Here is a 23,907-nt window from a genome sequence, read left to right on the forward strand (position 1 = left end):
CAACCGCACTAGGAAGGGAGTCATGCTGCGCGCGATCCTCACGATTCTTGCCGTGACCCTCGCGCTTCCCGCATTTGCCCAGACGGCCCAGCCGCCCGAACCGCAAGATCGACCGCGCATCGGCCTTGTGCTGGGCGGCGGCGGCGCCCGCGGCTTTGCCCATGTTGGCGTGCTGCAGGTGCTGGAGGAGAACCGGATCCCGGTCGACGTCATCTCCGGCACCAGCATGGGTGCGGTGGTGGGCAGCCTCTATGCCTCGGGCAAGGACGCGCAGCAGCTGACAGCCATCACCGAAGAGATCCCCTGGACCACTGTCTTCAACGACGACATCCCGCGCGAACGCCTGCCTTTCCGCCGCAAGCGCGACGAGCGCGACGTGCTGATCGATTACCGCATCTCCTTCGACAACCGTGGGCTGGTGCTGCCCAAGGGCGTGCTGCGCGGGCAGGAGCTGTTCCTGACGCTGGCCGAATATCTGGCCCCCGCCCGTGGCGTCTCCGATTTCGATCATCTGGCGCTGCCGTTCCGCGCCGTCGCCACCAACATCGAGACGGGCGAGGCCGTGGTGCTGGGCAATGGCGACATCGCCACCGCCGTCTTCGCCTCGATGTCGGTGCCCGGTGGCCTTCCGCCGGTCGAGCGCGACGGCATGCTGCTTGTCGACGGCATGATCGCCGACAATCTGCCGATCGACACGGCGCGGCAACTGGGAGCCGAGCGGTTGATCGTCGTCAATGTCGGCACGCCTTTGCGCACCCGCGACCGCATCACGAGTTTCGTCTCGGTACTGGACCAGATGCAGCTGCTGCTGGGCCGCGAGAGCGTCGAGCGCGGCATCGCCAGCCTGTCGCCGGCCGATGTCCTCATCCTGCCGGACCAGCCGGACATCAGCTCCACGGCGTTCGAACGCAGCGTCGACGGAATCGCCGCCGGCCGCAAGGCGGCCCTTGCCATGCTCGACAAGCTGAAGCCCTACCAGCTCTCGGAAGCCGATTGGCGGGCGTATATCGCCGCCCGCGCCGCCCGCGCGCCGCGCTATGCGCCGACGCTCGATTTCGTGCACATCGTCAACAACTCCGACATCCCCAGCGAGAAGATCACGGGGATGGTCAGTGCCCGCTCCGGCGAACCGCTGGATGCGCGGAAGATGACCGAGGACCTGCAGAATATCTATGCGCTGGGTGGCTTCCGCAGCGTCCGCTACGATATCGGCCCCGCCACCACCGAAGAAGGCACAACTGCCGACGGTCGGCCTGCCATCACCACCTCCAAGGGCGGCGGAACGCCCGAAGGCAGGCTGCCGTTGGGCGAAGGCGTCACCATCCGCGCCGAGGGCGATCCGACATCGGCCAACTGGATGCAGTTCGGGCTGGGCATCACCACCGATTTCAACCGCATCTCCTCCATCCGCATCGGCGCCTCCTATACCGACCGCAACTTTGCCGGCACCGGCGCGGAATGGCGCACGGATGTCCGCGTCGGCTCTGACCTTCTGTTCTCGACCGGGCTCTACAAGGAATGGGGCCGCTTCTTCGGCGAAGTCACGCCCTATTGGTCGCGCATAGACACTTTCTTCTACATCAATGGCGAAGCCGCCCTCCAGGTCCGCGACTCGCGCGTCGGCAGCACGTTCGAAGCCGGCTATCTGTTCGGCAACTGGGGCGAGCTGCGCACCGGAATCAACGTCGCCGCGGTCGATCTGGACGTGATCGTCGGCGCCCCGCTGGTGGGCGACTTTGACGGGCAGACCGACCTCAGCTGGCGAACGCGGTTCACCGCCGACAAGCTCGACAGCCTGGATTTCCCGACGAGGGGTGTTTTCGCGCAGGCCTCCTACACCGATCACAGCAACCTCTTCGGCGGCGATCTCGATTATAACAGCGTCACCGCCAAGGTGCAGAAGCCGTTCAGCTGGGGCCGCAACACCATTCTCTTCGGCGGCGAGATCGGGCTCACCACCGATGGCAATGGGCGCTCGCTGGCCGATTTCCGCCTTGGCGGTTTTCTGAATCTGTCGGGCCTCGAGCCGAACGAGCTGATCGGCCGCCACAAGATCCTCGGCCGCGCCATCTTTTATCACCGGCTGTCCGAAGTCGCGCCGATCCTCAACGTGCCGGTCTATCTTGGGGGCTCCGTCGAGGTTGGCAACACCTGGATCGCGCTCGAAGATGTCGGGCTCGACAGTCTGCGACCGGCTGGCAGCCTGTTCGTCGGCGCAGACACGCCGCTGGGGCCGGCCTTCCTTGCCGCCGGTCTCGCCCGGGGCAACGGCGCCTTTTACCTGATCCTTGGCCGGGTGTTCTGACCGCGGCTTTCCAACGAGGCTATATCCGGCCATAACCATCGCCATGCTGCGCCGGATCTTTCTCGCCCTGCTGCTTCTGGTTGCCGCCCCAGCGATCGCGCAGGCCCCGCCTGCCGTCGCCGCAGCCGCCAGCCTGCGCTATACCCTCGACGAAGCCGCCGCCGCCTTCGCCCGCGACACCGGCAAATCTGTGCGGATCACCTATGCCGCGTCGGGCAATCTGGTGCAGCAGATCCAGAACGGCGCGCCCTACCAGCTCTTCCTCTCCGCCGACGAGGCGCATGTGTTCAAGCTGGCCGAGCAGAAACTGGCCGTCGATCGCGGCACCGCCTATGCCGTCGGCCGCCTCGCCCTTGTCGCCCCACCCGGCTCCCGGCTGGTGGTCGATCCCAAGCTGAAGGGTCTTACCCGCGCGCTCACCGACGGCAGCCTGAAAAAACTGGCCATCGCCAACCCCGAAACCGCCCCCTATGGCACCCGCACCCGCGAAGTGCTGCAGCGACTGGAGCTGTGGAAGCTCGCCCAGCCCAGGCTGGTGGTGGGCGAGAATATCGGACAGGCCTTCCAGTTCGCTACCACCGGCGGCGCCGACGGCGGCTTTGTCTCGCTTTCGCTCGTCCTAAGCCCGGGCTTCAAGGGCCGCTATGCCGTCGTCAACGACAGCTGGCACCAGCCGCTGGTGCAGCGCATGGTGCTGCTGAAGGGCGCCGGCGCCGATGCCCGCGCCTTTCACGACTGGCTGCTCGGCCCGAAAGGGCAGGCCGTTCTCAGCCGTTACGGCTACAGTCCGCCCCCACGCTAGTGGCCCCGCCGCTCTGATGGACTGGCAAGCGCTCGCCCTTTCGCTGCGGCTCGGCCTGTTCACGGTCCTGCTGCTGTTGCCCCCCGCGATCCTGCTCGGCCGCTGGCTTGCCGTCACCAGCTGGCGCGGCAAGCCCTTCATCGAGGCGCTCGTCGTCCTCCCGCTGGTGCTGCCGCCCACCGTTCTGGGCTTCTACCTGCTCGCTGCAATGGGCCCGCATTCCCCCGTCGGCCAGCTCTGGACCCAGCTCTTCGGCCAGGGCCTCGCCTTCAGCTTTCCCGGCATCCTCGCCGCCTCGATCCTCGTCAACATCCCCTTTGCCGTGCAGCCGGCCCAGCGCGCCTTCGAAGCCGTCGGACAGGATCTCCGCCACGCGGCAGCCACCTGCGGCCTCTCCCCCCTCGCCAGCTTCCGGCAGATCGAACTGCCGCTCGCGGCGCCCGGAATCCTCACCGGCGCCGTCCTCGCCTTCGCCCACACGCTGGGCGAATTCGGCGTCGTGCTGATGGTTGGCGGCGCCATCCCCGGCGAAACGAAAACCCTCGCGCTCAGCATCTACGATCGTGTGCAGGCGCTGGACAACGCCGCCGCCGCCAGCATGTCGGCGCTGCTCCTCGCCATCTCGCTGACCGCCGTCGCCCTCACCTTTGCCCTCAGCCGAAAGCGACCCAATGTCGGGGCTTGATCTCGCGCTGCGGGCGACCACGCCGGTCCCGCTGGACCTCGCTCTCACGGTCGCCCCCGGCGAAATCCTAGCGCTCATCGGCCGCTCCGGCGCCGGCAAATCCAGCATCCTGAAGGCCATCGCCGGTCTGCTTCCCGGCGGCAGCGGCCACATCCGCGTCAACGGCGAAAGCTGGTTCGACAGCGACGCCGGCATCCGCCTCTCCCCACACCGCCGCCGCCTCGGCTATCTCTTCCAGAACTACGCCCTCTTCCCGCACAAGACCGCGCTCGAGAATGTCATGGCCGCCGCGCCGGACGAAACCGCCGCGCGCCGCCTGCTCGCCGCCGTCCAGCTCGGCGACCTGAAAAACCGCCGCCCCGCCCAACTCTCCGGCGGCCAGCAACAACGCGTGGCGCTGGCCCGCGCCCTCGCCCGCGAACCCAGGCTCCTCCTCCTCGACGAGCCCTTCTCCGCCGTCGACCGCCCCACCCGCCGGGCGCTGGCGCAAACCATCCGCGACCTGCGCGCGAGCCTCGATATGCCGGTGATCCTCGTCACCCACGACATCGAAGACGCCGCCCACCTTGCCGACCGCATCGCGATCCTGGAGGCGGGGCGGATCGTGCAGTGTGGGCCTACTGCGGAGGTGATCGCGCGCCCGGCGTCGGAGTTGGTGCGCGATCTGGTTGCCTGAAGCCTCCGGCGGGCAGGGCTCTGCCCTGCACCCGGCAGGGGAATTTATCCCCTGCACCCCAGCAATCTCTGCGTCATCCCGCGTAGGCGGGGGTCGACGCGTGGCTTGATTGCCTGCGGCGCTAGGAAGGCGATGACATCTTCATCAGCACCAGCCCGCCCACGATCAGCCCGGCAGCCGCAATCCGCATCGGCGTCGCCTGCTCCCCCAGCACCAGCACGCCGACGGCAAATGCGCCGACGGCGCCGATGCCGGTCCAGACCGTATAGGCTGTGCCCAGCGGCAGCGACCGCATGGCCAGCGAGAGCAAGCCAAAGCTTGCAAACATCGCGATCAGCGTGATCGCCGCAGCGCCGGGCTTCGTGAAGCCCTCCGATTGCTTCATGTAGAAGGCCCAGACGACCTCAAGAACACCGGCGACGACAAGATAAACCCATGGCATGGCAGCAGCCTCCTTCAGAAAGCCGCCGGGCCGTCCCGGTCTTGAGCACCCCAAAGTCAGGGGACGGGAACGTGGTCACCGCGCCGCCGATGTAGGAAGCACCACCCCCCAAGTCAAACCAGCGCCGCAGGCAATCAACCCGAGCTGCCTAGCCGCCAGAAGCCCAATCAAAACTGAAAGGGGTGAAGGGGTCAAGACCCCTTCCGGGTTCCAAGGGCAGAGCCCTTGGGTTCTTGTTGGCCATCGCCTGATGGCGCTGGGCCGGCAAAGCCCTTGGCCGCCGGAGGCCCGCTTACGTCAGCCGCTCCGCGTGCCAGGCCACATGCTCGGCCAGGAACGACGAGATGAAATAATAGCTATGGTCATACCCCGGCTGCACCCGCAGCGTCAGTGGCACCTCCATCGCGTCGCAGGCCGAGCGCAGCAGAATGGGTTTCAGCTGCTCGTCGAGGAAGCTGTCGGCGCCGCCTACATCGACCAGAATCTCGGGCACGCGGGCGCCGGCTTCGATGAGGGTGACCGTGTCGTGCTGCGCCCATGCTGCGCGGTCCGGGCCGAGATATGCGCCGAGGGCCTTCTTGCCCCACGTCACCTGCGAGGGCGCGACGATCGGGGCAAAGGCGGAAACGGAGCGGAAGCGATCGGGGTTGCGGAGCGCCACGGTTAGCGCGCCATGGCCGCCCATGGAGTGGCCGGTGATGCCCTGGCGGGCCATGTCGAGCGGAAAATGCTGCGCAGCAAGGGCGGGCAGTTCCTCGGTGATGTAGCTCCACATCCGGAAGTGCGGCGCCCATGGCGCCTGCGTCGCATCGACGTAGAAGCCCGCGCCCTGACCCAGATCATAGGCTGTGTCGTCGGCGACGCCCTCGCCGCGCGGGGAGGTGTCGGGGGCGATGAAGGCGATCCCGAGCCGGGCGCAGGCTTCGCGGAACTCGCCCTTTTCGGTGACGTTGGCGTGGGTGCAGGTAAGGCCTGAGAGGAACCAGAGCAACGGAAACGGTCCGTCGCCCGGCGGCAGGAAGATCGAGAAGACCATATCGGTGCCGGTGGCGGTGCTGGCGTGTTTCCACACCTGCTGCCGCCCGCCGTGGCTCTGCCAATCCTGCAGCTTTTCCATCAGAAGACGACCACGCTGCGGATGCTTTCGCCCCGGTGCATCAGGTCGAAGGCTTCGTTGATGCGGTCCAGCGGCAGGCGGTGGGTGATCATCGGATCGATCTCGATCTTGCCGTTCATGTACCAGTCGACGATCTTCGGCACGTCGGTGCGGCCCTTGGCGCCGCCGAAGGCCGTGCCGCGCCAGTTGCGGCCGGTCACCAGCTGGAACGGGCGGGTGGTGATTTCCTTGCCGGCTTCGGCGACGCCGATGATGATGGAGGTGCCCCAGCCGCGGTGGCAGCATTCCAGAGCCGTGCGCATCACTTCGGTGTTGCCGGTGGCGTCGAAGCTATAGTCTGCGCCGCCGTCGGTCAGCGCCAGCACTTCGGCGATCACCTCTTCGCGGCTTTTGCCCTTGCCGTTGATGAAGTGGGTCATGCCGAACTTGCGGCCCCACTCCTCGCGGTCGGGGTTGATGTCCACGCCGACGATCACGTCGGCGCCCACCATCCGCGCGCCCTGGATCACGTTCAGGCCGATGCCGCCCAGGCCAAAGACGACGATCTTTTCGCCCACCTGCACCTTGGCGGTGTTGGTGACGGCGCCGACGCCGGTGGTGACGCCGCAGCCGATGTAGCAGCTGGTGTCGAACGGCGCGTCTTCGCGCACCTTCGCCACGGCGATTTCGGGCAGCACGGTGTAGTTGGAGAAGGTCGAGCAGCCCATATAGTGGAAGATGGTCTGCCCCTTGTAGCTGAAGCGGCTGGTGCCGTCCGGCATCAGCCCCTGGCCCTGCGTGGCGCGGATGGCGGTGCAGAGGTTGGTCTTGCCGGAGAGGCAGGACTTACACTGGCGGCATTCCGGCGTGTAGAGCGGGATCACATGGTCGCCCGGCTTCACGCTGGTGACGCCTGCGCCCACCTCGACGACGATGCCGGCGCCTTCATGGCCCAGGATCGAGGGGAAGATGCCTTCGCTGTCCAGTCCGTCCAGCGTGTAGGCGTCGGTGTGGCAGATGCCGGTGGCCTTGATCTCCACCATCACTTCGCCGGCCTTCGGGCCTTCCAGATCGACTTCCACGATCTCCAGCGGCTTCTTCGCCTCGAATGCTACTGCCGCGCGCGTCTTCATGAATCTTGCCTCCAGCTATATCCCCCCGCCATAAAAGCGGAAATGCGAGAAGGGGAGGGGAAAATGCCCGCTATCAGTCATCGGGGTGGGATGGACGAGGAGGTTTTCACCGCCTTCGCCGAGCAGCTGAGCCGCTATGTGCGGGAGCGGCTGATCCCCGCCGAGCCGCAGATGATCGAAGCGAATGCGGTGCCGCCCGAGATCCTCGACGAGATGCGCGACATGGGCCTGTTCGGCATCACCATCCCCGAGGGCTATGGCGGCGCCGGCATGAATGTCTCGCAATATGTGGAGACGATCCGGCGGCTGGCCTATGCCGCGCCGGCCTATCGTTCGGCGATTTCCATCGGTGTCGGCATGGTCGCCTCGGCGCTGAAGAACGGCGGCACGGCGGACCAGAAAAGCTATTGGCTGCCGCAGCTGGCGGCCGGCGCGATTGCCAGCTTCGGGCTTACGGAGCCCGGTTCAGGCTCGGATGCAGCGGCACTGCAATGCCGCGCGGTGAAGTCGGGTTCGGGCTACGTCCTCAACGGCACCAAGCGCTACATCACCAACGCCCCGCAGGCGAAGATCGCCCTCATCATGGCCCGCACCCACGCGGAAAACCTGCCGAAAAACCGCCACGTCTCGGGCTTCATCCTGCCGATCGACACGCCGGGCGTCACCGTGGGGCGGCCCGACCGCAAGATGGGGCAGGCCGGCGCCACCATAGCCGACATCATCCTGGAGGACGTCCATGTCCCGGCAGACGCGCTGCTGGGCGGCGAGGAAGGCAAGGGCTTCGAACATGCGATGAAAAGCCTCGACAACGGCCGGCTCTCGGTCGCCGCGGCCGCCACCGGCTATGCAAGGCGCGCGCTCGACAGTGCGATGCGGTATGCCGTCGACCGCAAGGCCTTTGGGCAATCGATCAGCAACTTCCAGCTGATCCAGGCGATGCTGGCCGACAGCCAGGCTGAAATCTACGCGGCGGAATGCATGCTGGCCGATGCCTGCCGCATGGCAGACGAAGGCCAGCGCACGACGATACAGGCCTCCGCCACCAAGATGTTCGCGTCTGAAATGTGCGGCCGCGTGGTCGACCGCTGCGTGCAGATCTTCGGCGGCGCAGGCTATCTCGCCGAGTATGAAGCCGAGCGCTTCTTCCGCGACGCCCGGCTCTATCGCATCTATGAAGGCACCACGCAGATCCTGCAGCTGCTCATCGCCCGCAACATGCTGAAGGAGCTGGAAGGGGCGGCCTGAAGCCGCCCCCTTCCGGCAATCTTCATCAGGCGAAGATTTCGGCCAGCGTCTCGGTGCCGGCACCTTCGCGCACGTCCTTCAGCTCGAAGTAGAGCGACGCAAGCATCGTCGCCGAAAGCGGCAGGAAGATCGTGTTGGCGGCTGCGCTGATGAGTGCGTTCAACACCCCGCTGTCCGGCGACAGGAATACCGCCGCATAGATGGGCGCTGAAATCACCATCAGCACCAGCCAGCCGATCAGCAGCAGCAGGAATATGCGCCAGCGCGACCCCTTGGTCAGTTCCCGGCTTCGCTTCAGGCTGCCGGTCACCCCCGCCCGCTCCTCGGTCAGCACAGGCAGCGAAACGCAGAACATGATGTAGATGATGATCCCTGGCACCAGCAGGAACAGCCAGCCGACCATGCTGGCGAGCAAGTGCAGCAACAGCACCGCAAACGTCGCAGGCGCCAGCTTCAGTCCCTCCAGCAGCATCCCACCAAGTTCCGGCGTTTCCCCGGCCCGCTTCTCCCCCAGGAAGCGGAGCATCGCCGGCAGCGCCACAAGGCTTCCCACCAGCGTGAGCAGCAGCGGAACAAAGTAAGCCGCCCCGAATGACGCCTGCAATTGCTGCGTGGCAGTCGGGAAACCACGGACCGCCGCAGCCGCCAGCCCCGGAAAGCCATAGAACACAAAGCCAAGTATCAGGAATGGAACGGCGTTTTGCCGCAACAGCAGGAACCCGTTCGAAAGTACCCGCCCGATGCCGATCTTTTCACCCACACCATACGCCACGCAACTCTCCTTCAACTGTCCGCATGTGTGCGAAACTTATGGCACCTGTCCAGACGGTTTCATCTTGCACGCCGCCGTCAGCCATGAATAGAAGTACAGCTTGTGTAAGCGTATCGGGTTGGAGCTCGGGTTTGGCCGAAGGTGCAGGTGCGGAGATCGGTGCAGAGCAACAGTTCGCCCACGCGCATGCCGAGCTGCTGCAAAGCAGGTCCATCCAGTTCGAGCTGCCACCGTTCCAGCAGCCGGAAGTTCCCGACTGGCTGAAATGGCTGGGGCAGGCGTTGAAGGTGCTGGAACCGTTCCTGCCAGCCATCTTCTGGACCATCGTCGGCATCGGCGCGCTGATCCTCCTCTATCTGATCGCGGCAGCCCTGCTGCCCGGCCGCCTGAAACTGCCGGGCTGGTTCCGCCGCCGCCCAGCACCCGAAGCCCCGCACCTGCTGCAGCCCACGGAAGAAACCGCCCGCGAACTGCTGGCGGAGGCCGACGCGCTGGCCGGAGCGGGCCGCTATGACGAGGCCGCCCACACCCTGCTCGCCCGCACCATCGAGGAGATGGACAAGCGGCTTCCGGGCGAAGTCCGCCCCACCCTCACCAGCCGCGAACTGGGCGGATCCGCGCTGTTGCCGGCGCGACCGGCCACGCATTTCCGCGCAATCGTCGCGCTGGTGGAGCGCAGCCTTTTCGCCCGCCGTTCGCTCAACGCCACGGATTGGGCAGACTGCCGCGCCGCCTATGCCAGCTTTGCCGGAGCCGAGGGCTGGACCAGAGGCCGGAGCGGCCCGCGATGACACGCGACAGCCCGTTCAACCCGCGTCTCATCATCGGCATCGTCGCTGCCAGCGCGCTGGCCTTCGCTGCCTTCCTCATTCTCTTTGCCTATGCGCCGCAATGGCGCGGCTCGGGCGACGGGCAGGCGCATGCGCTGTCGCGTGGCGGCACCGGCTTTGCCGGCATCGTCGAGCTGCTGCGCCTTGAAAGCGACCGGGCGGTAATCGTCCGCGATGCCGATGCAATCGCTTCCGAGGAGCTGATGGTCGTCACCCTCGAACCGATGCAGAACGCGGACGTGCTGAAATCGGTGGTCGAGGCGCGCAAGGTCCTGCCCACGCTTTACATCCTGCCGAAATGGGTGACGTCGCCGCATCCCGCCGTGCCGGGCTGGGTGGTGCGGCACGATGTCTTCGATACCGGCTATCTTTCCAGACTGATCGAGCCGGTTGCGGATGTCCGCCTGGCACAGCGATCGGAACAGGCCGGTGCCCGGCAGCTGATCGGCTCGGAAGTGCTGGCTGGCCTGCACATGCCCGCGCCGGAGCGGCTGCAGAGCCTGAAGGGAGCCGAGCTGGAGCCGCTGCTGGCGACGCCCGAGGGGCTGGTCGTGCTGGCGGTGAAGCGCGACACCCAGACCTATATTCTCGCCGATCCGGACCTCCTCAACAACCAGTCGCTTCGCACGCTGGCAGGTGCGCGCAACGCCGTGGCGCTGCTGGAGGCGCTGCGCAACGATGCAGAGGCGCCCATCCTGTTCGACGTGACAGTCAACGGCTTCGGCGGGAAGCGCAGCCTGCTGACGCTGCTGTTCGAGCCGCCCTTCGTTGCCCTGACGCTGCTGCTGACGGTGGCGGCGCTGCTGGCCGCCTGGGCGGCGCTGATCCGCTTTGGCCCTGCCCGCACACCGCCGCACGCCATCGCGCTCGGCTCGACGGCGCTGGTGGAGAATATGGCCGGGCTGCTGACGATGGCCCGGCGCGAGCATCTGGCCGGGGCGGGCTATGCCGAGCTGCTGGGCGCACAGGCCGCGCAGGAAACCGGCGCCCCCGCCGGGCTGGCCGGCGAAGCGCTGGACGGCTGGCTGGACCGACGCAGCCCCGCCGACAAGCTGTGGTCCGCGCGCTCGGCCGAGCTGCGCGCCGCAACCGACAAGACCGGGCTGCTGTCAGCGGCCCAATCGCTGTTTCAATGGAAGAAGGAACTCACGGGTCGATGAGCACCAGTATCGGCGCACAGATAAGCATCCTGCGCGACACCATCCGCGCCGAGCTGCAGCGCGCCATCGTCGGCCAGGACGATGCGATCGACCTGCTGCTGGTCGCCCTGCTGGCGCGCGGCCACATGCTGCTGGAGGGCCCGCCGGGCACCTCCAAGACCTTTCTGGCCCAGTGCTTCGCGCGGGTGACGGGGCTGGACTATGGCCGCATCCAGTTCACGCCAGACCTGATGCCCGGCGACATCCTGGGTTCCAGCCTGTTCAATTTCCAGACCAGCAGTTTCACGCTTACCAAGGGGCCGATCTTCTGCGAGCTGCTGCTCGCCGACGAAATCAACCGGACCCCGCCCAAGACGCAGGCCGCTCTGCTGGAAGCGATGCAGGAACGCTCGGTAACGATCGACGGCCAGACCCTGCCGCTGCCCGAACATTTCCTGGTGGTCGCCACGCAGAACCCGATCGAGCATCAGGGCGTCTATCCGCTGCCCGAGGCGCAGCTCGACCGCTTCCTCTTCAAGCACCAGATGCAATATCCCGATGCCGCGGAAGAGGCCGCCATCGTCACCCTGCACGGATCGCGGATCGGCACCGTCCGGCCGGAGGCGCTGGGCCTGTCCGCCGTGGTCGCGCCGGGCCAGATCGCTGCGGCGCAGGCGGAAGTGGCGGCCATCCCGATGGTGCCCGAAGTCGTCGACTATGTGGTGCGCCTCGTCCGTGCCACGCGGGAAACGCCGGACATCGAGTGCGGTGCCTCTCCGCGCGCCGGCGCCATGCTTGCCAGCGCCGCGCGCGCCCGCGCCGCACTGGAGGGCCGCGATTATGTGATCCCCGACGATGTGAAGGCGCTGGCCCCGGCGGCGCTCCGCCACCGCCTGATCCTGTCGCCGGCAGCGGAGATCGAGGGACGTCGCGCCGACGGCATCCTGGCCCGCCTGATCGAAGAGGTGGGCGCGCCGCGTTGAGCATTTCCCCGACGCCCAAGCTGATCCTGATCGTCGCGCTGGCGTCGCCGCTGGCGCTGCTGCTGGCTGTCCGTGCGCCGAATGCCTGGGCGGCGATACTGGGGCTGCTGCTGCTTCTGGCCTTGCTGATGCTGCTGGATTGGGCGGTGTCGCCGAAGGCCGGCCGGCTTGCGGTGCAGGCGGCGGCGCCCCGCAGCATCGGCGTCGGCGAGACGCTGGATGTCCGGCTTTCGCTCGGCTTTCCGGCCAGCGCCCCCGCCAGCGTCGAAATCGCGCTGGCCCGTGATCCGCTGCTGCAGCCACTTTGGCAGGGGCCGGGAACGTTCGATCCTGCGGCCGGACCGGCAACCCTGCCGCACGCGACGCTGAGGCGCGGGACCGCCGCGCTCGACCGGCTCTGGTGCCGCTGGCAGGGGCCGCTGGGCCTGCTGCAGCAGACCCGCACGCTGGATCCCGGCCTGCGCGTGCGGGTGTTGCCCGATATCCGGCCTGTGCGCGAGCAGGCGCCGCAGCTGCTGGCAGAGGCCGGCGCCTGGGGACTGATGTCGCGCCGGCAGGCGGGCGCCGGCACCGAGTTCGAGGCGCTGGCCGATTTCCGCCCGGGCATGGACCGCCGCCATATCGACTGGAAGCAATCGGCGCGCCACCACAGCCTGCTCGCCAAGGAATTCCGGGCCGAGACCAACAACAATCTGGTGCTGGCGATCGATTGCGGCCGCGCCATGTCCGATCCGCTGGACGGCATCCCGCGCGTCGACCACGCCATTTCGGCGGCGCTGCTGGCGGGCAATGTGGCGCTGCGGCAGGGCGACCGTGCCGGAATCGCCGCCTTTGACGCAAGGCCGCGGGTGCACCTGCCGCCGGTCGGTGGCCTCAGGGCCTTCCCGCTGCTGCAGGAGGCGGCCGCCGGCATCGACTATTCGCCGGCCGAAACCAACTTCACGCTGGGCCTGTCCGCCATCGCCGCCGGTCTGAAGCGCCGCTCGCACCTGGTGGTGTTCACCGAGTTCGCCGATTCCACCGGCGCCGCGCTGATGCTCGATGCAGTCGGCCCGCTGGTCAGGCGGCACATGCTGATCTTCGTGGTGATGCGCCATGCCGAGCTGGAGGCAATCGCCGCCGCGCCGCCGGAAACGGCAGAGGCCGTGACCCGCGCCGCGACCGCCGGCGCCCTGCTGCGCGAACGCCAGCTGGTGATTGCCCGGCTGCAGCGGCAAGGTGTGCATGTGCTGCAGGCCGATCATGCGCAGGTGGGGGCCGTGCTGGTCCGCGCCTGGACCCGGCTCGCCCGCGGGAGGCCGGCATGACCGCCCCCGTCGCCCACCCCCTGCGCGTCGCCCACGAGGCCGACTGGCAGCGACTGGAGTCGATCCTGACCATCGCCGAAAGGCGCGGCGCGCGCAGATTGTCCGACGATGATCTGCTCGCCTTGCCGATCCTCTATCGCACGGCGCTCTCAGCCCTGTCGGTCGCGCGCGAGACCTCGCTCGACGCCGAGCTGATCGCCTATCTGGAGGTGCTCTGCGCGCGGGCCTATCTGTTCGTCTATGGCGTGCGCAGTTCGCCGGTGAAGCGCATCGCCAGCTTCTTTCGCCGCGACTGGCCGGCCGCCGTCCGCTCGCTGTGGCGCGAACTTCTGGCTGCGACCCTGTTCCTGCTGCTGGGGATCGCGGCGGGGGCGCTGCTGGTGATGGCGGATTCCGAATGGTACGCGATGCTGGTGCCGACAGAGATGTCGTCGGGCCGCGATTTCAGCGCCACGCCTGCATCGCTGGCCGAAACGCTCGACGCATCGGGGGAATCCGAGGGCCTCGCGGTCTTCTCCACCTTCCTGTTCACCCACAATTCGCAGATGGCGATCACCTGCTTCGCGCTTGGCTTCGCCTTCGGCATCCCCACCCTGCTGCTGCTGGTCTATAACGGCTCCATGCTGGGGGCGATGGCCGTCCTGTTTGCCAGCAAGGGTCTGGGCCTGCAGTTCATGGGCTGGATCCTGATCCACGGCACCACCGAGCTGCTGGCCATCGCCGTTGCAGGCGCCGCCGGGCTGCGGATCGGCCTCGCCGTGCTGTTCCCCGGCGAGCAGGATCGCGTGACGTCGGTGAAGGCCGCCGGCCGCACGGCCTCCCGGGCGATGATCGGCGTGGTCCTCATGCTGTTCCTCGCCGGGCTGCTGGAAGGTGTGGCGCGGCAGACCATCGGCCATGTCGGCTGGCGCTATGGCATCGGCCTTGGCGTGCTGCTGCTGTGGACCGTCTATTTCGGCTGGGCCGGGAGAGAAGCAGAAGGGCGGGAACGAGAAGGGCGGGACCAGCATGCGCGCTGACGCGGAAGCCGCGCTGCAGCGCGATCTGGTCACGCCCGAGGGCGTCGCGCTGCGGCTGAAACTGGCCGACGGCGGCAGCCGCGTCTCTGCGTTCGTCATCGACCTGCTGATCATGCTGGGATTGCTCATCGCTCTCACGCTGCTGGTGGGGATGGCGTTGCTCGCCGTGGGCAGCAGGGACAATGTCGAGTTTATCGCCGTCGTCTGGCTGCTCGGCTTCTTCCTGCTTCGGAACGGCTATTTCATCCTGATGGAGCTGGGGCCGCGCGGCGCCACCTTCGGCAAGCGCATCATGGGCCTGCGGGTCTGCGCCCGCGGCGGCGAGCGGCTGACCGCCGATGCGGTGATCGCCCGCAACCTTATCCGCGAGATCGAAGTGTATCTGCCGCTGACCTTCCTTCTGGTCCAGGCCGGCACGGACAATGTCACCGGCCTGCTGGCGCTGCTGGGGCTGGGCTGGACGGTGATGCTGCTCGCCTTCCCGCTGCTCAACCGCGACCGGCTGCGCATCGGCGACCTGCTGGCCGGCACCTGGGTCATCGCCGCGCCGCGCCGCACGCTGCTGGAAGATCTTTCCCGCGCCCATGTCGCCACCCCGCCTTTCACCGACCGGCAGCTGGCCATCTATGGCGTGTTCGAGCTGCAGGCGCTGGAACGCCTGTTGCGCGCCGAGGACCCGGACGGGCTGGCGGTCGCCGCCGCCGCCATCCGCAACAAGATCGGCAGCTACGGGCGGATCCCGCGCGAAAACGATCGCCTGTTCCTCGACACCTACTACACCGCGCTGCGAAAACGGCTGGAGCAGGACCTGCTGTTCGGCAAGCGCAAGGCCGACAAGCACGCCGTCGGCTAGGCCTCAGCCGCCGGACTAGATAGCGGCTCAGCCGCGGGTCAGCTCGGCGATCTCCACCACCCGCTTCTCGCGTGCGCTCAGCTCGGCGGCGGCGCCGATCGTCACCGCCTTCAGCCCGTCCAGCGCCGTCACTTCCACGGCGCCGCCGTCGCGCACGGCGCGGGCAAAGGCCTCATGCTGGTGGAAGGTGGCGCCATGGTGCGAGCCGGCCTCCATCGCCGCTTCGTCCACCTCGATCCGCTCGCGCACCACCTGCTTCGGCGCGCCCAGCGGCACGCGCGGGGAAAACACCAGCTCGCCCGGTGGCACCAGCACGTCCAGCCGCGCCCTGTCGCCGGTCGCGGAAATCTCTTCCTGATTCTCCACCCCTTCGGCAAACATGCAGAGGTCCAGCATCGCCCGCGTGCCGTCGGCGAAGTCCACCACCGTATAGCTGTTGTCGAGTATGTCCGGCTTTTCGCCGCCATAGCGCTCGTCCAGATGGTTCACGTCCATCGCGCCCGAACAATAGACCCGCACCGCCTCGCTTTGGGTGATGTGCCGCATCAGGTCGAAGAAGTGGCAGCATTTCTCCACCATCGTCCCGCCGGTGTTGCGCGAGAAACGGTTCCAGTCGCCCACCTTCACCAGAAATGGAAAGCGGTGCTCGCGCATGGAGAGCATCTGCAGCTTCCCCACCTTGCCGCCGTGCACCTCCTGAATGAAGCGGGCGACGGGGGGCATGTAGCGATACTCCATCGCCGTCCAGAAGGGCGCGGCGGATTTCGCCGCCTGCTCGACGATCCACTGCGCGTCGGCGATGGTGGTCGCCAGCGGCTTCTCGCAGAGGATGGCGACGTCGCGCGCAAACAGCTGCTCCAGCACCTCGCGGTGGGTGTTGTTGGGCGAAACGACGACCACCGCATCCACTTCGCCCTTTTCGGCGAGCTCGGCGGCACTGCGGAAACGCGCCGGCTTCCACGCGCCCAGATTGCCGTCCGCCCACTCCAGCGAACGTTCCACCGGGTCGGCAATCGCCGTAATCTCCACATCGGGCAGCAGACGGATGTTGCGGATATGCTCGCAACCCATCATTCCGGTGCCAACAATGCCATAGCGGATCCTGCGTGCCATACCGGTGCCCAGCTTCCAGGGAGGATTTTTGTGACACCCCTTTCGCCCCAACCCGTGCCGCTCGGCAAGAGCGGACTGACCGTTTCGCCGATTGCCTGGGGCATGTGGCGCTTCGCCGGAGACGATGTGCGGGCGGCGCAGGCCCGTGTAGAGGCCGCGCTGGAGGCAGGAATCGACCTGTTCGACACCGCCGACATCTATGGCCCGGACAATGGCGAGGCGTTTGGCGCTGCCGAGGCGCTGCTGGGCCGGGTGTTCCGCGCGGCGCCGCAGCTGCGCGGCGGCATGGTGCTGGCGACCAAGGGCGGCATCATCCCCGGCGTCCCCTATGACAGCAGCGCCACCTATCTCGCCGCCGCGCTGGACGCCTCGCTCAGGCGGCTGGGCGTCGAGCAGGTCGATCTGTGGCAGGTGCACCGCCCCGATCTCCTTACCCACCCGGCCGACCTCGCCGACACGCTGGCCGCCATGGTCTCCTCGGGCAAGACGCGCGCCGTCGGCGTCTCCAACTTCTCCGTCGCCGAAGTGCGGGCGCTGCAGGCGCACCTGCCATTCCCGCTCGCCACCATCCAGCCGGAATTTTCCGCCTGGCACAGCACGCCGATCTGGGACGGCGTTCTGCATCAGGCGATGGAGCTGGATCTCGCGGTGCTCGCCTGGTCGCCGCTGGGGCGCGGCGCCGTTTCGCAGGAGTCCTCCGTCTCCGCCCTGCTGCAGGCCAAGGCCGATGCCTCCGGCGTCTCCCGCTCTGCCGCTGCCTATGCCTGGATCATGGCGCATCCGGCGCGGCCCATCCCCATCGTCGGCAGCCAGCAGCCCGATCGCATCCGCGAGGCGAAGGGCGCCTTTGCCGTCAGCTGGACGCGGGCGGAATGGTATGCCGTGCTGGAGGCTTCGACCGGGCAGAAGCTGCCCTGAACGGCAATTGATTATCGCCGCGCACTGGTTTCTAAGCTGGATTCGGGGCGGGAAAGGACGGACATGCGGTTCGCGGATCAGGCGGAACAGTTCCGGAAGAACGGCTTTGCCGTCTTCGAGCGCGCGCTTTCCGACGAGCAGCTGGAACTGCTGCGCGCCAATTGCGACGATTTCGTCGCCCGCGAGGACGCAAGGCTAGACGCCGCCGGAGCCGACACGCTGGGCATCACCATCCGCGGCCGCCGCTATTTCGCCAACGAATGCCAGCGCGAGCAGCCGGACCTCCGCCGCCTGCTGTTCAGCGAGCTGATGGCCGATGTTTGCCGCGCGACGCTGGGCGACACCGCCTATTTCTTCTTCGACCAATATGTCGTGAAGGGCCCGGATGGCGGCACCTCGTTCAGCTGGCATCAGGATTCCGGCTATGTGATCCACAATGGCGGGCCTGAGGATCACCTCCCCTATCTCACCTGCTGGATTCCGCTCGACGACGCCACCGTCGCCAACGGCACCGTGCGGCTGGTGCCCGGCAGCCAGACCGGCGGCGTCGCCCCGCACATCTGGCGCGACGAGACAAAGGACATCGCGGTCGATGTCGATGAAGCCGCCGCCGTGGCGGTCGAAGTGCCCGCCGGCAGCATCGTCGCCTTTTCCAGCCACACGCTGCACGCGACCGGCTCCAACAGCACCGACAAGCCGCGCCGCGTCTATCTGGCGCAATATACCGCCGAGGCGATGCTGAACCCCGGCACCCGCCAGCTCCGCCGCAATGCCATCCCCATCGTCCAGGGCGGCCGGCAAGTGACGTTCGCCTGACCCCCGGCATGACGACACCCGCATGACATTACCGCCCTCGCGCCGCCGGGCGATCTTTGCGCTGGTGCTCGCCGCCGGCATCCTGAACCTTGTCGACCGGCAGATCATCGCCGTGCTGAAGCCGGTGATTTCCGCCGATCTCGGCTGGACCGACGATGATTACGGCACGCTGGCCGCCTGGTTCCAGGGGGCAGCCGCCATCGCCTTCCTCGGCACCGGCTGGATCGCCGACAAGCTGGGGGTGAAATGGGCGAACCCGCTGGGCGTCGTTTCGTGGAGTCTCGCCGCCATCGCCCACGCCTGGGCCTTCACCATGGGCCAGTTCGCGGCCGTCCGCGCCGCGCTGGGCGCCACCGAGGCGATGGGAACCCCCACCGGCGTCAAGACCATCGCCACCATCTTCCCGCCGCACCTGCGCTCTACCGGCTTCGGCATCCTGAACGCGGTGAACAGCGTCGGCGCCATCCTCGCTCCGCTCGCCATCCCGCTGATCGCCGCCCTCTATGGCTGGCGCGCGGCGTTCGTCTTTGCCGGCCTGCTCGGCCTCGTCTGGGCGGCCTTCTGGCTGATCGCCACCCGGGGTGTCAGCTTCGAGGACACCCCCGAGGAAACCGCCGATGCCGCGCCCGAAGCCAGCGACTATGGCCCCATCGTGCAGGAGCGCCGCACCTGGGCGGTGGCGATTGCCAAGGTGCTTTCCGATTCCACCTGGTGGCTGCTGCTGTTCTGGATGCCGGATTTCTTCAACCGCCAGTTCGGGCTTTCCGGCACCGATCTGGGCCCGCCGCTCGCCGTCGCCTACACCGGCTCGGCCATAGGCTCGCTGCTGGCCGGCACCATCGCCTCGCGCCTGCTGGCGCAGGGGCACAGCGTGAACCGCGTGCGCAAGGGCGTGATGCTGGCGGCGGGCCTGTTGGTGCTGCCGATCCCGCTGGCGCTGTTTGCCGGCAATGTCTGGGGGGCAACGCTGATCCTCGCCGTGGCGCTCGCCGGGCATCAGGCCTTTTCCACCACCGTCTTCTCGCTGATCTCCGACATCGCCCCGCGCGAGAAGGTCGGCCGCGTCACCAGCTTCGGCGCCTTTTGCGGCAACATCGGCGGCATGGCGATCGTCAAGGTCGCCGGGCTCGTGCTGATGGCCGGGCTCGGCTATCTGCCGCTGTTCCTGTTCGCCAGCATCTCCTACCTGCTGGCGGTCGGCTGGATCCACCTGCTGCTGCCCGAGATCCGCCGCGCGCCCGGCGCCGGCGGGCTGGCGGTCGGGCACTGATGGAAAGGCCGGTCTTCGTAAAATTGCGACGAAAGAAGCGCCTGCGAGGTCGAAAGTTAATATTATTTAGACAAGTGATTTGGTAGAGTTATCGCCTTCGAGCCCGCGGCCGACAGAGCCGCCCGAAGGATCAGGGAGTGAAAGACATGCGCACTGAAACCGGACAACCGCTTCGCCTGGCCTTGCTGGCAGGTATCGCCGCCGTTTCCGCCCCCGCCCTTGCCGCCGATCCGGCCGCTGACCCGGGCAACGAAGGCGACATCGTCGTCACCGCCCGCTTCCGCACGGAATCCCTGACCGACGTGCCGATCGCCATCACCGCCGTGCAGGGCGAGGACATGGCCCAGCGCGGGCTTTCCAACATCCAGGATCTTTCCCGCTCGGTACCGACGCTCGATTTCCGCGCCGGTTCCTCGAACAAGGATCGCTCCTCGTTCATCCGCGGCGTCGGCACCATCACCACCTCGCCCGGCGTCGAGCCATCGGTGGCGACCGTGGTCGACGGCGTCGTGCTGGCCCGCCCCGGCCAGTCGACTCTGGACCTGCTGGATGTGCAGCGGATCGAAATCCTGCGCGGGCCGCAGGGCACGCTGTTCGGCAAGAATGCATCGGCCGGTGTCATCAGCATCGTCTCGCGCGATCCGTCGCAGACCTTCGGCGGCAATGCGCTGGCAAGCTGGTTCGAGGGCAATGAGTGGCGCCTGAAGGCGACCGTTACCGGCCCGATCGACGACGAGGTCAGCTATCTGCTCACCGGCCTCGTCTCGCAGTATGACGGCAATGTCCGCAACATAAAGACCGACGAGGACGTCAACGGCTATGAGCGGCGCGGCGTGCGTGGCAAGCTTCGCTATTCCCCGGCGCCGAACGTCAACTTCACCCTCGCCGGCGACTGGGCCTACGCCTATGAAAACGTCCCCACCGGCGTCTTCATCTCCACCCAGCGCGTCGCCTTCCCCAGCGGCGCCATCAGCCAGAACCCTGCGCTCGCCGGCGTCCTCGCCTCCGAAGGCATCACCCCCGGCCTCAACAACAGGGAAGTCAGCCCCAGCTTCAACGCCGACGTGCGCGACAAGAACGGCGGCCTGTCCTTCACCGCCGACGTGGCCCTGGGCGACTACACCCTCACCTCGATCACGGCCAAGCGCTGGTGGGACAATGTCCAGCATCAGGATTGGGATTCCACCGGAACGCTCGCCGTCGGCGTGCCCGCAGGCGAGGATCTCGGCCGCGTCGCTTCCAACCAATTCTCTCAGGAACTCCGCCTCTCCTCGCCGGAGGGCCAGTTCATCGACTATGTGGTTGGCCTTTATTATTTCACCACCGTCGCCCGCGAGCGCTACCAGCGCGACGTCACCCAGCTGATCGGTGGCAACCAGATCCGGAACAGCGGGGTCGCCAACTATCGCACCGAGCTCAGGAACTACTCCGTGTTCGGCGAAGCCAACATCAACTTCACCGAGCAGTTCCGCGCCATCGTCGGCGGTCGCCTGATCCGCGACGAGCTGAACTACAACCACGCCCGCGTCTCCGACACGGCAACGGGCGTCGCCGGCATCCGCCCGAGCTTTTCGAGTTCCGGCAGCACCAGCGCCACCGACTATTCCGCGCGCCTCGGCCTGCAGTACGACATCTCCGACCGCATCAACGCCTATGGCACCTGGTCGCGCGGCTACAAGGGCCCGGCCTACAACGTCTTCTTCAACATGCAGGCCTTCGACGTGAACCCGCTGGACCCGGAAACCTCCAGCAGCTTCGAGATCGGCCTGAAGGGTTCCGCCTTCGACAATCTCGTCAGCTTCTCGGTGGCGGGCTACATCACCAAGTTCACCGGCTTCCAGGCGAACTTCCAGGACGAGTATCTGGGAACGCTCGTCACCCGTCTTATCAACGCGGGCGATGTCTCCACGCGCGGCATCGATGCCGACTTCACCGTCCGCCCGCTGGAGGGCCTGCAGCTCTCCGGCGCAGTCGCCTATACCAAGGCCCGCATCGACCAGTTCAACTGCCCGGCCAACGGCGTCAACTGCGCCGATGCCAGCGGCAACGCTTATGTGAACGGCCACCCGCTGCCCTTCGCGCCGGACTGGAAGTTCAACCTGGACGGCAGCTACAGCTTCCCCGTCTCCGACAGCTTCGACCTGGAGCTGCAGTCGGACTTCACCTGGCGCAGCGACACGCAATTCTCCATCACCCAGACGCCGGACACGGTGCAGCCCGCCTATGGCATCTGGAACGCCTCGGTCGCGATCCTGGCCGATGGTGGCTGGTCGGTTCGCGGCGTGGTGAAGAACATCGCCAACCAGCACTATAGCCCGGCAATCGCCTATGGCTCGGTGGCGGGCGTCTCGCGCTTCGTCCCGCGCGACAACGACCGCTTCTTCGGCGTGATCGGCAGCGTCAACTTCTGAGCAGGCGGCCGGCGAAGGGCTTTAGATCTCGCCTGGATCTCGCCTATATCTCGCCTAGATCTCTACGCAGATCTTGCCGAAATGCGTGCCGGATTCCTGGTGGCGGAACGCTGCGCCCAGCTCCGCCAGCGGGAAGCTCCGGTCGATCACCGGGCGGATGCCGTTCGCCTCGACGGCGCGCACCATGTCCTGCTGGTCCCGCCGGCAGCCCACGGTGATACCGATCAGCCGGATCTGCTTGCCCATGATCTGCACCGTCGGGATCGGCCCGCCAAAGCCCGCCAGCACACCGATCAGGCTGATATGCCCGCCGATCCGCGCAGCGGTGATGCTCTCGGGCAACGTTCCCGACCCGCCGATTTCGACGACATGGTCGACACCCCGGCCCAGCTTCTTCACGGCCTCCGCGCCCCAGCCCGGCGTCGACTTGTAGTTGAGGAGGATATCGGCCCCCATCGCCTTAAGCCGTTCCAGCTTTTCGTCGCTGGACGAGGTGGCGATCACCGTCGCCCCCATCGCCTTGGCGAATTGCAGCGCAAAGATCGAAACCCCGCCGGTGCCCTGCACCAGCACGCTGTCGCCGGCCTTCAGCCCGCCTTCGGTCACCAGCGCCCGCCAGGCCGTCAGCCCGGCGCAGGTCAGCGTCGCGCCCTCGGCATGGCTCCAGCCCTTCGGCGCATGGGTGAAGGCGCTGACCGGACCGCGGAAGAATTCACAGGCAAAGCCATCCGCCCCGTCGCCCGGCACATCGCGAAATCCGCCGTCGATCGGCGGCCCGCCCGGCCAGCTCGGGAAAAAGGTGGAAATCACCGAGTCGCCCACGGCAAACTCGGTCACGCCCTCGCCCACGGCGACCACTTCACCGCCGCCGTCCGACATCGGAATGCGCCCGTCCGGCGTCGGGATGCCGCCCACCACCACGATATAGTCGTGATAGTTGAGGCTGGACGCCTTCACCCGCACCAGCACTTCACCGCGTGCCGGGGCACCCGGCTCCACCAGCTCCTCCAGCTTCAGATTGTCGATGCCAGCGGGGTGGCGCAGCCGGATCGCCTTCATCTCAGGCCGCCTTCGTCTTGGCGGCCGGGTTGCGGAATCCTGCCAGCCGCTGGTCCAGGATCGCATCCGCCTCGGCGATGATGCGGTCGATCAGCTCCTTGCAGGTGGGGATGTCGTGGATCAGCCCCTGCACCATCCCGGCCCAGAACACCCCGGCGGAAAGGTCGCCGGTTTCCAGCAGCACCTTGCCGGCAGCCCCCGCCACCAGCTCGCGCACATCCTCGAACTTCGCGTCCGGGTTCTTCAGACGGCGCACCACCTCGTCGGAGACATCGCTCTTCCCGACGCGGGCGGTGTTGTGGAAGTTGCGGAAAATGAGGTGCGAGCCGCGCTCGTCATTCTCCACATATTTCGCCTTCACATTGTCGTGGATCGGCGCCTCCTTGGTGGCGCAGAAGCGCGTGCCCATGTTGATGCCCTCGGCGCCCAGCGCCAGCGCCGCCACAAGGCCGCGCCCGTCGCCGAAACCGCCCGACGCGAGCATCGGAATCTTCACCTTGTCGGCCGCCGCCGGGATCAGGATCAGGCCGGGGATGTCATCCTCGCCCGGATGGCCCGCGCACTCGAAACCGTCGATCGAAATCACGTCCACGCCCTTGCGCTCGGCCGACAGCGCGTGGCGGACAGCGGTGCACTTGTGCAGGATCACGGTGCCGGGCACCGACTTCACTACTTCCCACACTTCGGAAACCGCCTGCGTGCCCGCCGTCTCGAAGATGCGCACGCCCGCATCCAGCGCCGCCTTGGCATAGCCGACATAATCGGGCGACATCGTCGTCGGGAACACGGTCACGTTCACGCCGAATGGCTTCGATGTCATGCTGCGGCAGCGCTCGATCTCCGCCGAAAGCGCCTGCGGCGACGGCTGCGTCAGCGCCGTCAGCAATCCCAGCCCGCCGGCGTTGGAAACGGCGGAGGCCAGCTCCGCCACGCCCACGGACTGCATGCCGCCCTGCACGATCGGATGCTCAATTCCCAGCATCTCGGTGATGCGCGTCGTGAATGCCATGTTGCTTCTCCCGCTATTTCGGAT

Annotated in this window: 22 protein-coding genes; 15 read left to right on the top strand and 7 right to left on the bottom strand. The window is 67.2% G+C overall.

Annotated features, from left to right (window positions below):
- Nucleotides 1-22: 22 nt before the first annotated feature.
- From IM784_RS14490 to IM784_RS14505, 4 genes are read left to right on the top strand one after another with little or no spacing between them, the layout of a single operon-like run.
- Nucleotides 23-2,305, top strand: a complete 2,283-nt coding sequence (locus tag IM784_RS14490; RefSeq protein ID WP_199556052.1) for a patatin-like phospholipase family protein — start codon at nucleotides 23-25, stop codon at nucleotides 2,303-2,305.
- Between the two features lie 43 nt (nucleotides 2,306-2,348).
- Nucleotides 2,349-3,107, top strand: a complete 759-nt coding sequence (gene modA / locus IM784_RS14495) for a molybdate ABC transporter substrate-binding protein (RefSeq protein ID WP_199556053.1) — start codon at nucleotides 2,349-2,351, stop codon at nucleotides 3,105-3,107.
- Between the two features lie 16 nt (nucleotides 3,108-3,123).
- Nucleotides 3,124-3,792, top strand: a complete 669-nt coding sequence (gene modB, locus IM784_RS14500) for a molybdate ABC transporter permease subunit (RefSeq protein WP_199556054.1) — start codon at nucleotides 3,124-3,126, stop codon at nucleotides 3,790-3,792.
- Complete coding sequence (locus tag IM784_RS14505) at nucleotides 3,779-4,468, top strand: ABC transporter ATP-binding protein (RefSeq protein WP_199556055.1); 690 nt, start codon at nucleotides 3,779-3,781, stop codon at nucleotides 4,466-4,468. Before modB ends, IM784_RS14505 begins: the two co-directional genes overlap by 14 nt.
- Nucleotides 4,469-4,589: 121 nt before the next feature.
- Here IM784_RS14505 and IM784_RS14510 read toward each other — a convergent pair whose 3' ends face one another.
- The 3 genes from IM784_RS14510 to IM784_RS14520 all read right to left on the bottom strand — a co-directional run bounded on the left by IM784_RS14510 (nucleotide 4,590) and on the right by IM784_RS14520 (nucleotide 7,139).
- Nucleotides 4,590-4,910, bottom strand: a complete 321-nt coding sequence (locus tag IM784_RS14510; RefSeq protein ID WP_199556056.1) for a DMT family transporter — start codon at nucleotides 4,908-4,910, stop codon at nucleotides 4,590-4,592.
- A 292-nt stretch (nucleotides 4,911-5,202) separates the two neighbouring features.
- Nucleotides 5,203-6,027: an S-formylglutathione hydrolase gene (gene fghA, locus IM784_RS14515; RefSeq protein ID WP_199556057.1), complete on the bottom strand. Its 825-nt coding sequence runs from the start codon at nucleotides 6,025-6,027 to the stop codon at nucleotides 5,203-5,205.
- Nucleotides 6,027-7,139, bottom strand: a complete 1,113-nt coding sequence (locus tag IM784_RS14520; protein ID WP_199556058.1) for an S-(hydroxymethyl)glutathione dehydrogenase/class III alcohol dehydrogenase — start codon at nucleotides 7,137-7,139, stop codon at nucleotides 6,027-6,029. The genes fghA and IM784_RS14520 overlap by 1 nt, the downstream gene beginning before the upstream one ends.
- A 63-nt stretch (nucleotides 7,140-7,202) precedes the next feature.
- Between IM784_RS14520 and IM784_RS14525 the strand changes: the two genes are divergently transcribed.
- Nucleotides 7,203-8,384 (top strand): acyl-CoA dehydrogenase family protein, encoded by a 1,182-nt coding sequence (locus IM784_RS14525; RefSeq protein ID WP_199556059.1) that lies wholly within the window; start codon nucleotides 7,203-7,205, stop codon nucleotides 8,382-8,384.
- 25 nt (nucleotides 8,385-8,409) lie between these two features.
- Here the strand turns inward: IM784_RS14525 and IM784_RS14530 are convergent, their stop codons facing one another.
- Complete coding sequence (locus tag IM784_RS14530; RefSeq protein WP_199556060.1) at nucleotides 8,410-9,156, bottom strand: hypothetical protein; 747 nt, start codon at nucleotides 9,154-9,156, stop codon at nucleotides 8,410-8,412.
- Between the two features lie 131 nt (nucleotides 9,157-9,287).
- Between IM784_RS14530 and IM784_RS14535 the strand changes: the two genes are divergently transcribed.
- Genes IM784_RS14535 through IM784_RS14560 form a run of 6 tightly spaced genes read left to right on the top strand, consistent with a single transcriptional unit; the run spans nucleotide 9,288 to nucleotide 15,287 of the window.
- Nucleotides 9,288-9,947, top strand: a complete 660-nt coding sequence (locus IM784_RS14535) for a DUF4129 domain-containing protein (protein WP_199556061.1) — start codon at nucleotides 9,288-9,290, stop codon at nucleotides 9,945-9,947.
- Nucleotides 9,944-11,146: a hypothetical protein gene (locus IM784_RS14540; protein WP_199556062.1), complete on the top strand. Its 1,203-nt coding sequence runs from the start codon at nucleotides 9,944-9,946 to the stop codon at nucleotides 11,144-11,146. The genes IM784_RS14535 and IM784_RS14540 overlap by 4 nt, the downstream gene beginning before the upstream one ends.
- Nucleotides 11,143-12,108, top strand: a complete 966-nt coding sequence (locus IM784_RS14545) for an AAA family ATPase (protein WP_199556063.1) — start codon at nucleotides 11,143-11,145, stop codon at nucleotides 12,106-12,108. Before IM784_RS14540 ends, IM784_RS14545 begins: the two co-directional genes overlap by 4 nt.
- Nucleotides 12,105-13,415, top strand: a complete 1,311-nt coding sequence (locus IM784_RS14550; RefSeq protein ID WP_199556064.1) for a DUF58 domain-containing protein — start codon at nucleotides 12,105-12,107, stop codon at nucleotides 13,413-13,415. Before IM784_RS14545 ends, IM784_RS14550 begins: the two co-directional genes overlap by 4 nt.
- Nucleotides 13,412-14,434 (top strand): stage II sporulation protein M, encoded by a 1,023-nt coding sequence (locus IM784_RS14555; protein WP_199556065.1) that lies wholly within the window; start codon nucleotides 13,412-13,414, stop codon nucleotides 14,432-14,434. Before IM784_RS14550 ends, IM784_RS14555 begins: the two co-directional genes overlap by 4 nt.
- The gene (locus tag IM784_RS14560) at nucleotides 14,424-15,287 is read left to right on the top strand and encodes an RDD family protein (RefSeq protein ID WP_199556066.1); all 864 of its coding nucleotides are present in this window, start codon (nucleotides 14,424-14,426) and stop codon (nucleotides 15,285-15,287) included. The genes IM784_RS14555 and IM784_RS14560 overlap by 11 nt, the downstream gene beginning before the upstream one ends.
- Before the next feature lie 27 nt (nucleotides 15,288-15,314).
- Here IM784_RS14560 and IM784_RS14565 read toward each other — a convergent pair whose 3' ends face one another.
- Complete coding sequence (locus IM784_RS14565; protein ID WP_199556067.1) at nucleotides 15,315-16,400, bottom strand: Gfo/Idh/MocA family protein; 1,086 nt, start codon at nucleotides 16,398-16,400, stop codon at nucleotides 15,315-15,317.
- Between the two features lie 30 nt (nucleotides 16,401-16,430).
- On the opposite strand from IM784_RS14565, the gene IM784_RS14570 reads away from it, so the two are divergent.
- From IM784_RS14570 to IM784_RS14585, 4 genes are all read left to right on the top strand, one after another.
- Complete coding sequence (locus tag IM784_RS14570; protein ID WP_328799556.1) at nucleotides 16,431-17,318, top strand: aldo/keto reductase; 888 nt, start codon at nucleotides 16,431-16,433, stop codon at nucleotides 17,316-17,318.
- Between the two features lie 63 nt (nucleotides 17,319-17,381).
- The gene (locus IM784_RS14575) at nucleotides 17,382-18,134 is read left to right on the top strand and encodes a phytanoyl-CoA dioxygenase family protein (protein WP_199556068.1); all 753 of its coding nucleotides are present in this window, start codon (nucleotides 17,382-17,384) and stop codon (nucleotides 18,132-18,134) included.
- A 22-nt stretch (nucleotides 18,135-18,156) separates the two neighbouring features.
- On the top strand, nucleotides 18,157-19,404 hold the full coding sequence (locus IM784_RS14580) for an MFS transporter (RefSeq protein WP_199556069.1): 1,248 nt from the start codon (nucleotides 18,157-18,159) through the stop codon (nucleotides 19,402-19,404).
- Nucleotides 19,405-19,550: 146 nt separating this feature from the next.
- On the top strand, nucleotides 19,551-21,815 hold the full coding sequence (locus IM784_RS14585) for a TonB-dependent receptor (protein WP_199556070.1): 2,265 nt from the start codon (nucleotides 19,551-19,553) through the stop codon (nucleotides 21,813-21,815).
- A gap of 54 nt (nucleotides 21,816-21,869) precedes the next feature.
- Here the strand turns inward: IM784_RS14585 and IM784_RS14590 are convergent, their stop codons facing one another.
- The gene (locus tag IM784_RS14590) at nucleotides 21,870-22,874 is read right to left on the bottom strand and encodes a zinc-dependent alcohol dehydrogenase family protein (RefSeq protein WP_199556071.1); all 1,005 of its coding nucleotides are present in this window, start codon (nucleotides 22,872-22,874) and stop codon (nucleotides 21,870-21,872) included.
- Nucleotide 22,875: 1 nt separating this feature from the next.
- Nucleotides 22,876-23,883, bottom strand: coding sequence for an NAD(P)H-dependent flavin oxidoreductase (locus tag IM784_RS14595; RefSeq protein ID WP_199556072.1), 1,008 nt, complete (start codon nucleotides 23,881-23,883; stop codon nucleotides 22,876-22,878).
- Between the last annotated feature and the right edge of the window lie 24 nt (nucleotides 23,884-23,907).

The sequence above is a fragment of the Sandaracinobacteroides hominis genome, from assembly GCF_016464365.1.
Lineage (GTDB): Bacteria > Pseudomonadota > Alphaproteobacteria > Sphingomonadales > Sphingomonadaceae > Sandaracinobacteroides > Sandaracinobacteroides hominis.

What these genes read in the sequence shown, in the direction of transcription:
- fghA (WP_199556057.1), bottom strand. Translation starts at nt 6,027, where the DNA reads ATGGAAAAGCTGCAGGATTGGCAGAGCCACGGCGGGCGGCAGCAGGTG.
- IM784_RS14580 (WP_199556069.1), top strand. Translation starts at nt 18,157, where the DNA reads ATGACATTACCGCCCTCGCGCCGCCGGGCGATCTTTGCGCTGGTGCTC.
- IM784_RS14575 (WP_199556068.1), top strand. Translation starts at nt 17,382, where the DNA reads ATGCGGTTCGCGGATCAGGCGGAACAGTTCCGGAAGAACGGCTTTGCC.
- IM784_RS14555 (WP_199556065.1), top strand. Translation starts at nt 13,412, where the DNA reads ATGACCGCCCCCGTCGCCCACCCCCTGCGCGTCGCCCACGAGGCCGAC.
- IM784_RS14520 (WP_199556058.1), bottom strand. Translation starts at nt 7,139, where the DNA reads ATGAAGACGCGCGCGGCAGTAGCATTCGAGGCGAAGAAGCCGCTGGAG.
- IM784_RS14490 (WP_199556052.1), top strand. Translation starts at nt 23, where the DNA reads ATGCTGCGCGCGATCCTCACGATTCTTGCCGTGACCCTCGCGCTTCCC.
- IM784_RS14540 (WP_199556062.1), top strand. Translation starts at nt 9,944, where the DNA reads ATGACACGCGACAGCCCGTTCAACCCGCGTCTCATCATCGGCATCGTC.
- IM784_RS14560 (WP_199556066.1), top strand. Translation starts at nt 14,424, where the DNA reads ATGCGCGCTGACGCGGAAGCCGCGCTGCAGCGCGATCTGGTCACGCCC.
- IM784_RS14510 (WP_199556056.1), bottom strand. Translation starts at nt 4,910, where the DNA reads ATGCCATGGGTTTATCTTGTCGTCGCCGGTGTTCTTGAGGTCGTCTGG.
- IM784_RS14585 (WP_199556070.1), top strand. Translation starts at nt 19,551, where the DNA reads ATGCGCACTGAAACCGGACAACCGCTTCGCCTGGCCTTGCTGGCAGGT.
- modB (WP_199556054.1), top strand. Translation starts at nt 3,124, where the DNA reads ATGGACTGGCAAGCGCTCGCCCTTTCGCTGCGGCTCGGCCTGTTCACG.
- IM784_RS14545 (WP_199556063.1), top strand. Translation starts at nt 11,143, where the DNA reads ATGAGCACCAGTATCGGCGCACAGATAAGCATCCTGCGCGACACCATC.
- IM784_RS14590 (WP_199556071.1), bottom strand. Translation starts at nt 22,874, where the DNA reads ATGAAGGCGATCCGGCTGCGCCACCCCGCTGGCATCGACAATCTGAAG.
- modA (WP_199556053.1), top strand. Translation starts at nt 2,349, where the DNA reads ATGCTGCGCCGGATCTTTCTCGCCCTGCTGCTTCTGGTTGCCGCCCCA.
- IM784_RS14505 (WP_199556055.1), top strand. Translation starts at nt 3,779, where the DNA reads ATGTCGGGGCTTGATCTCGCGCTGCGGGCGACCACGCCGGTCCCGCTG.
- IM784_RS14565 (WP_199556067.1), bottom strand. Translation starts at nt 16,400, where the DNA reads ATGGCACGCAGGATCCGCTATGGCATTGTTGGCACCGGAATGATGGGT.
- IM784_RS14595 (WP_199556072.1), bottom strand. Translation starts at nt 23,883, where the DNA reads ATGGCATTCACGACGCGCATCACCGAGATGCTGGGAATTGAGCATCCG.
- IM784_RS14525 (WP_199556059.1), top strand. Translation starts at nt 7,203, where the DNA reads ATGCCCGCTATCAGTCATCGGGGTGGGATGGACGAGGAGGTTTTCACC.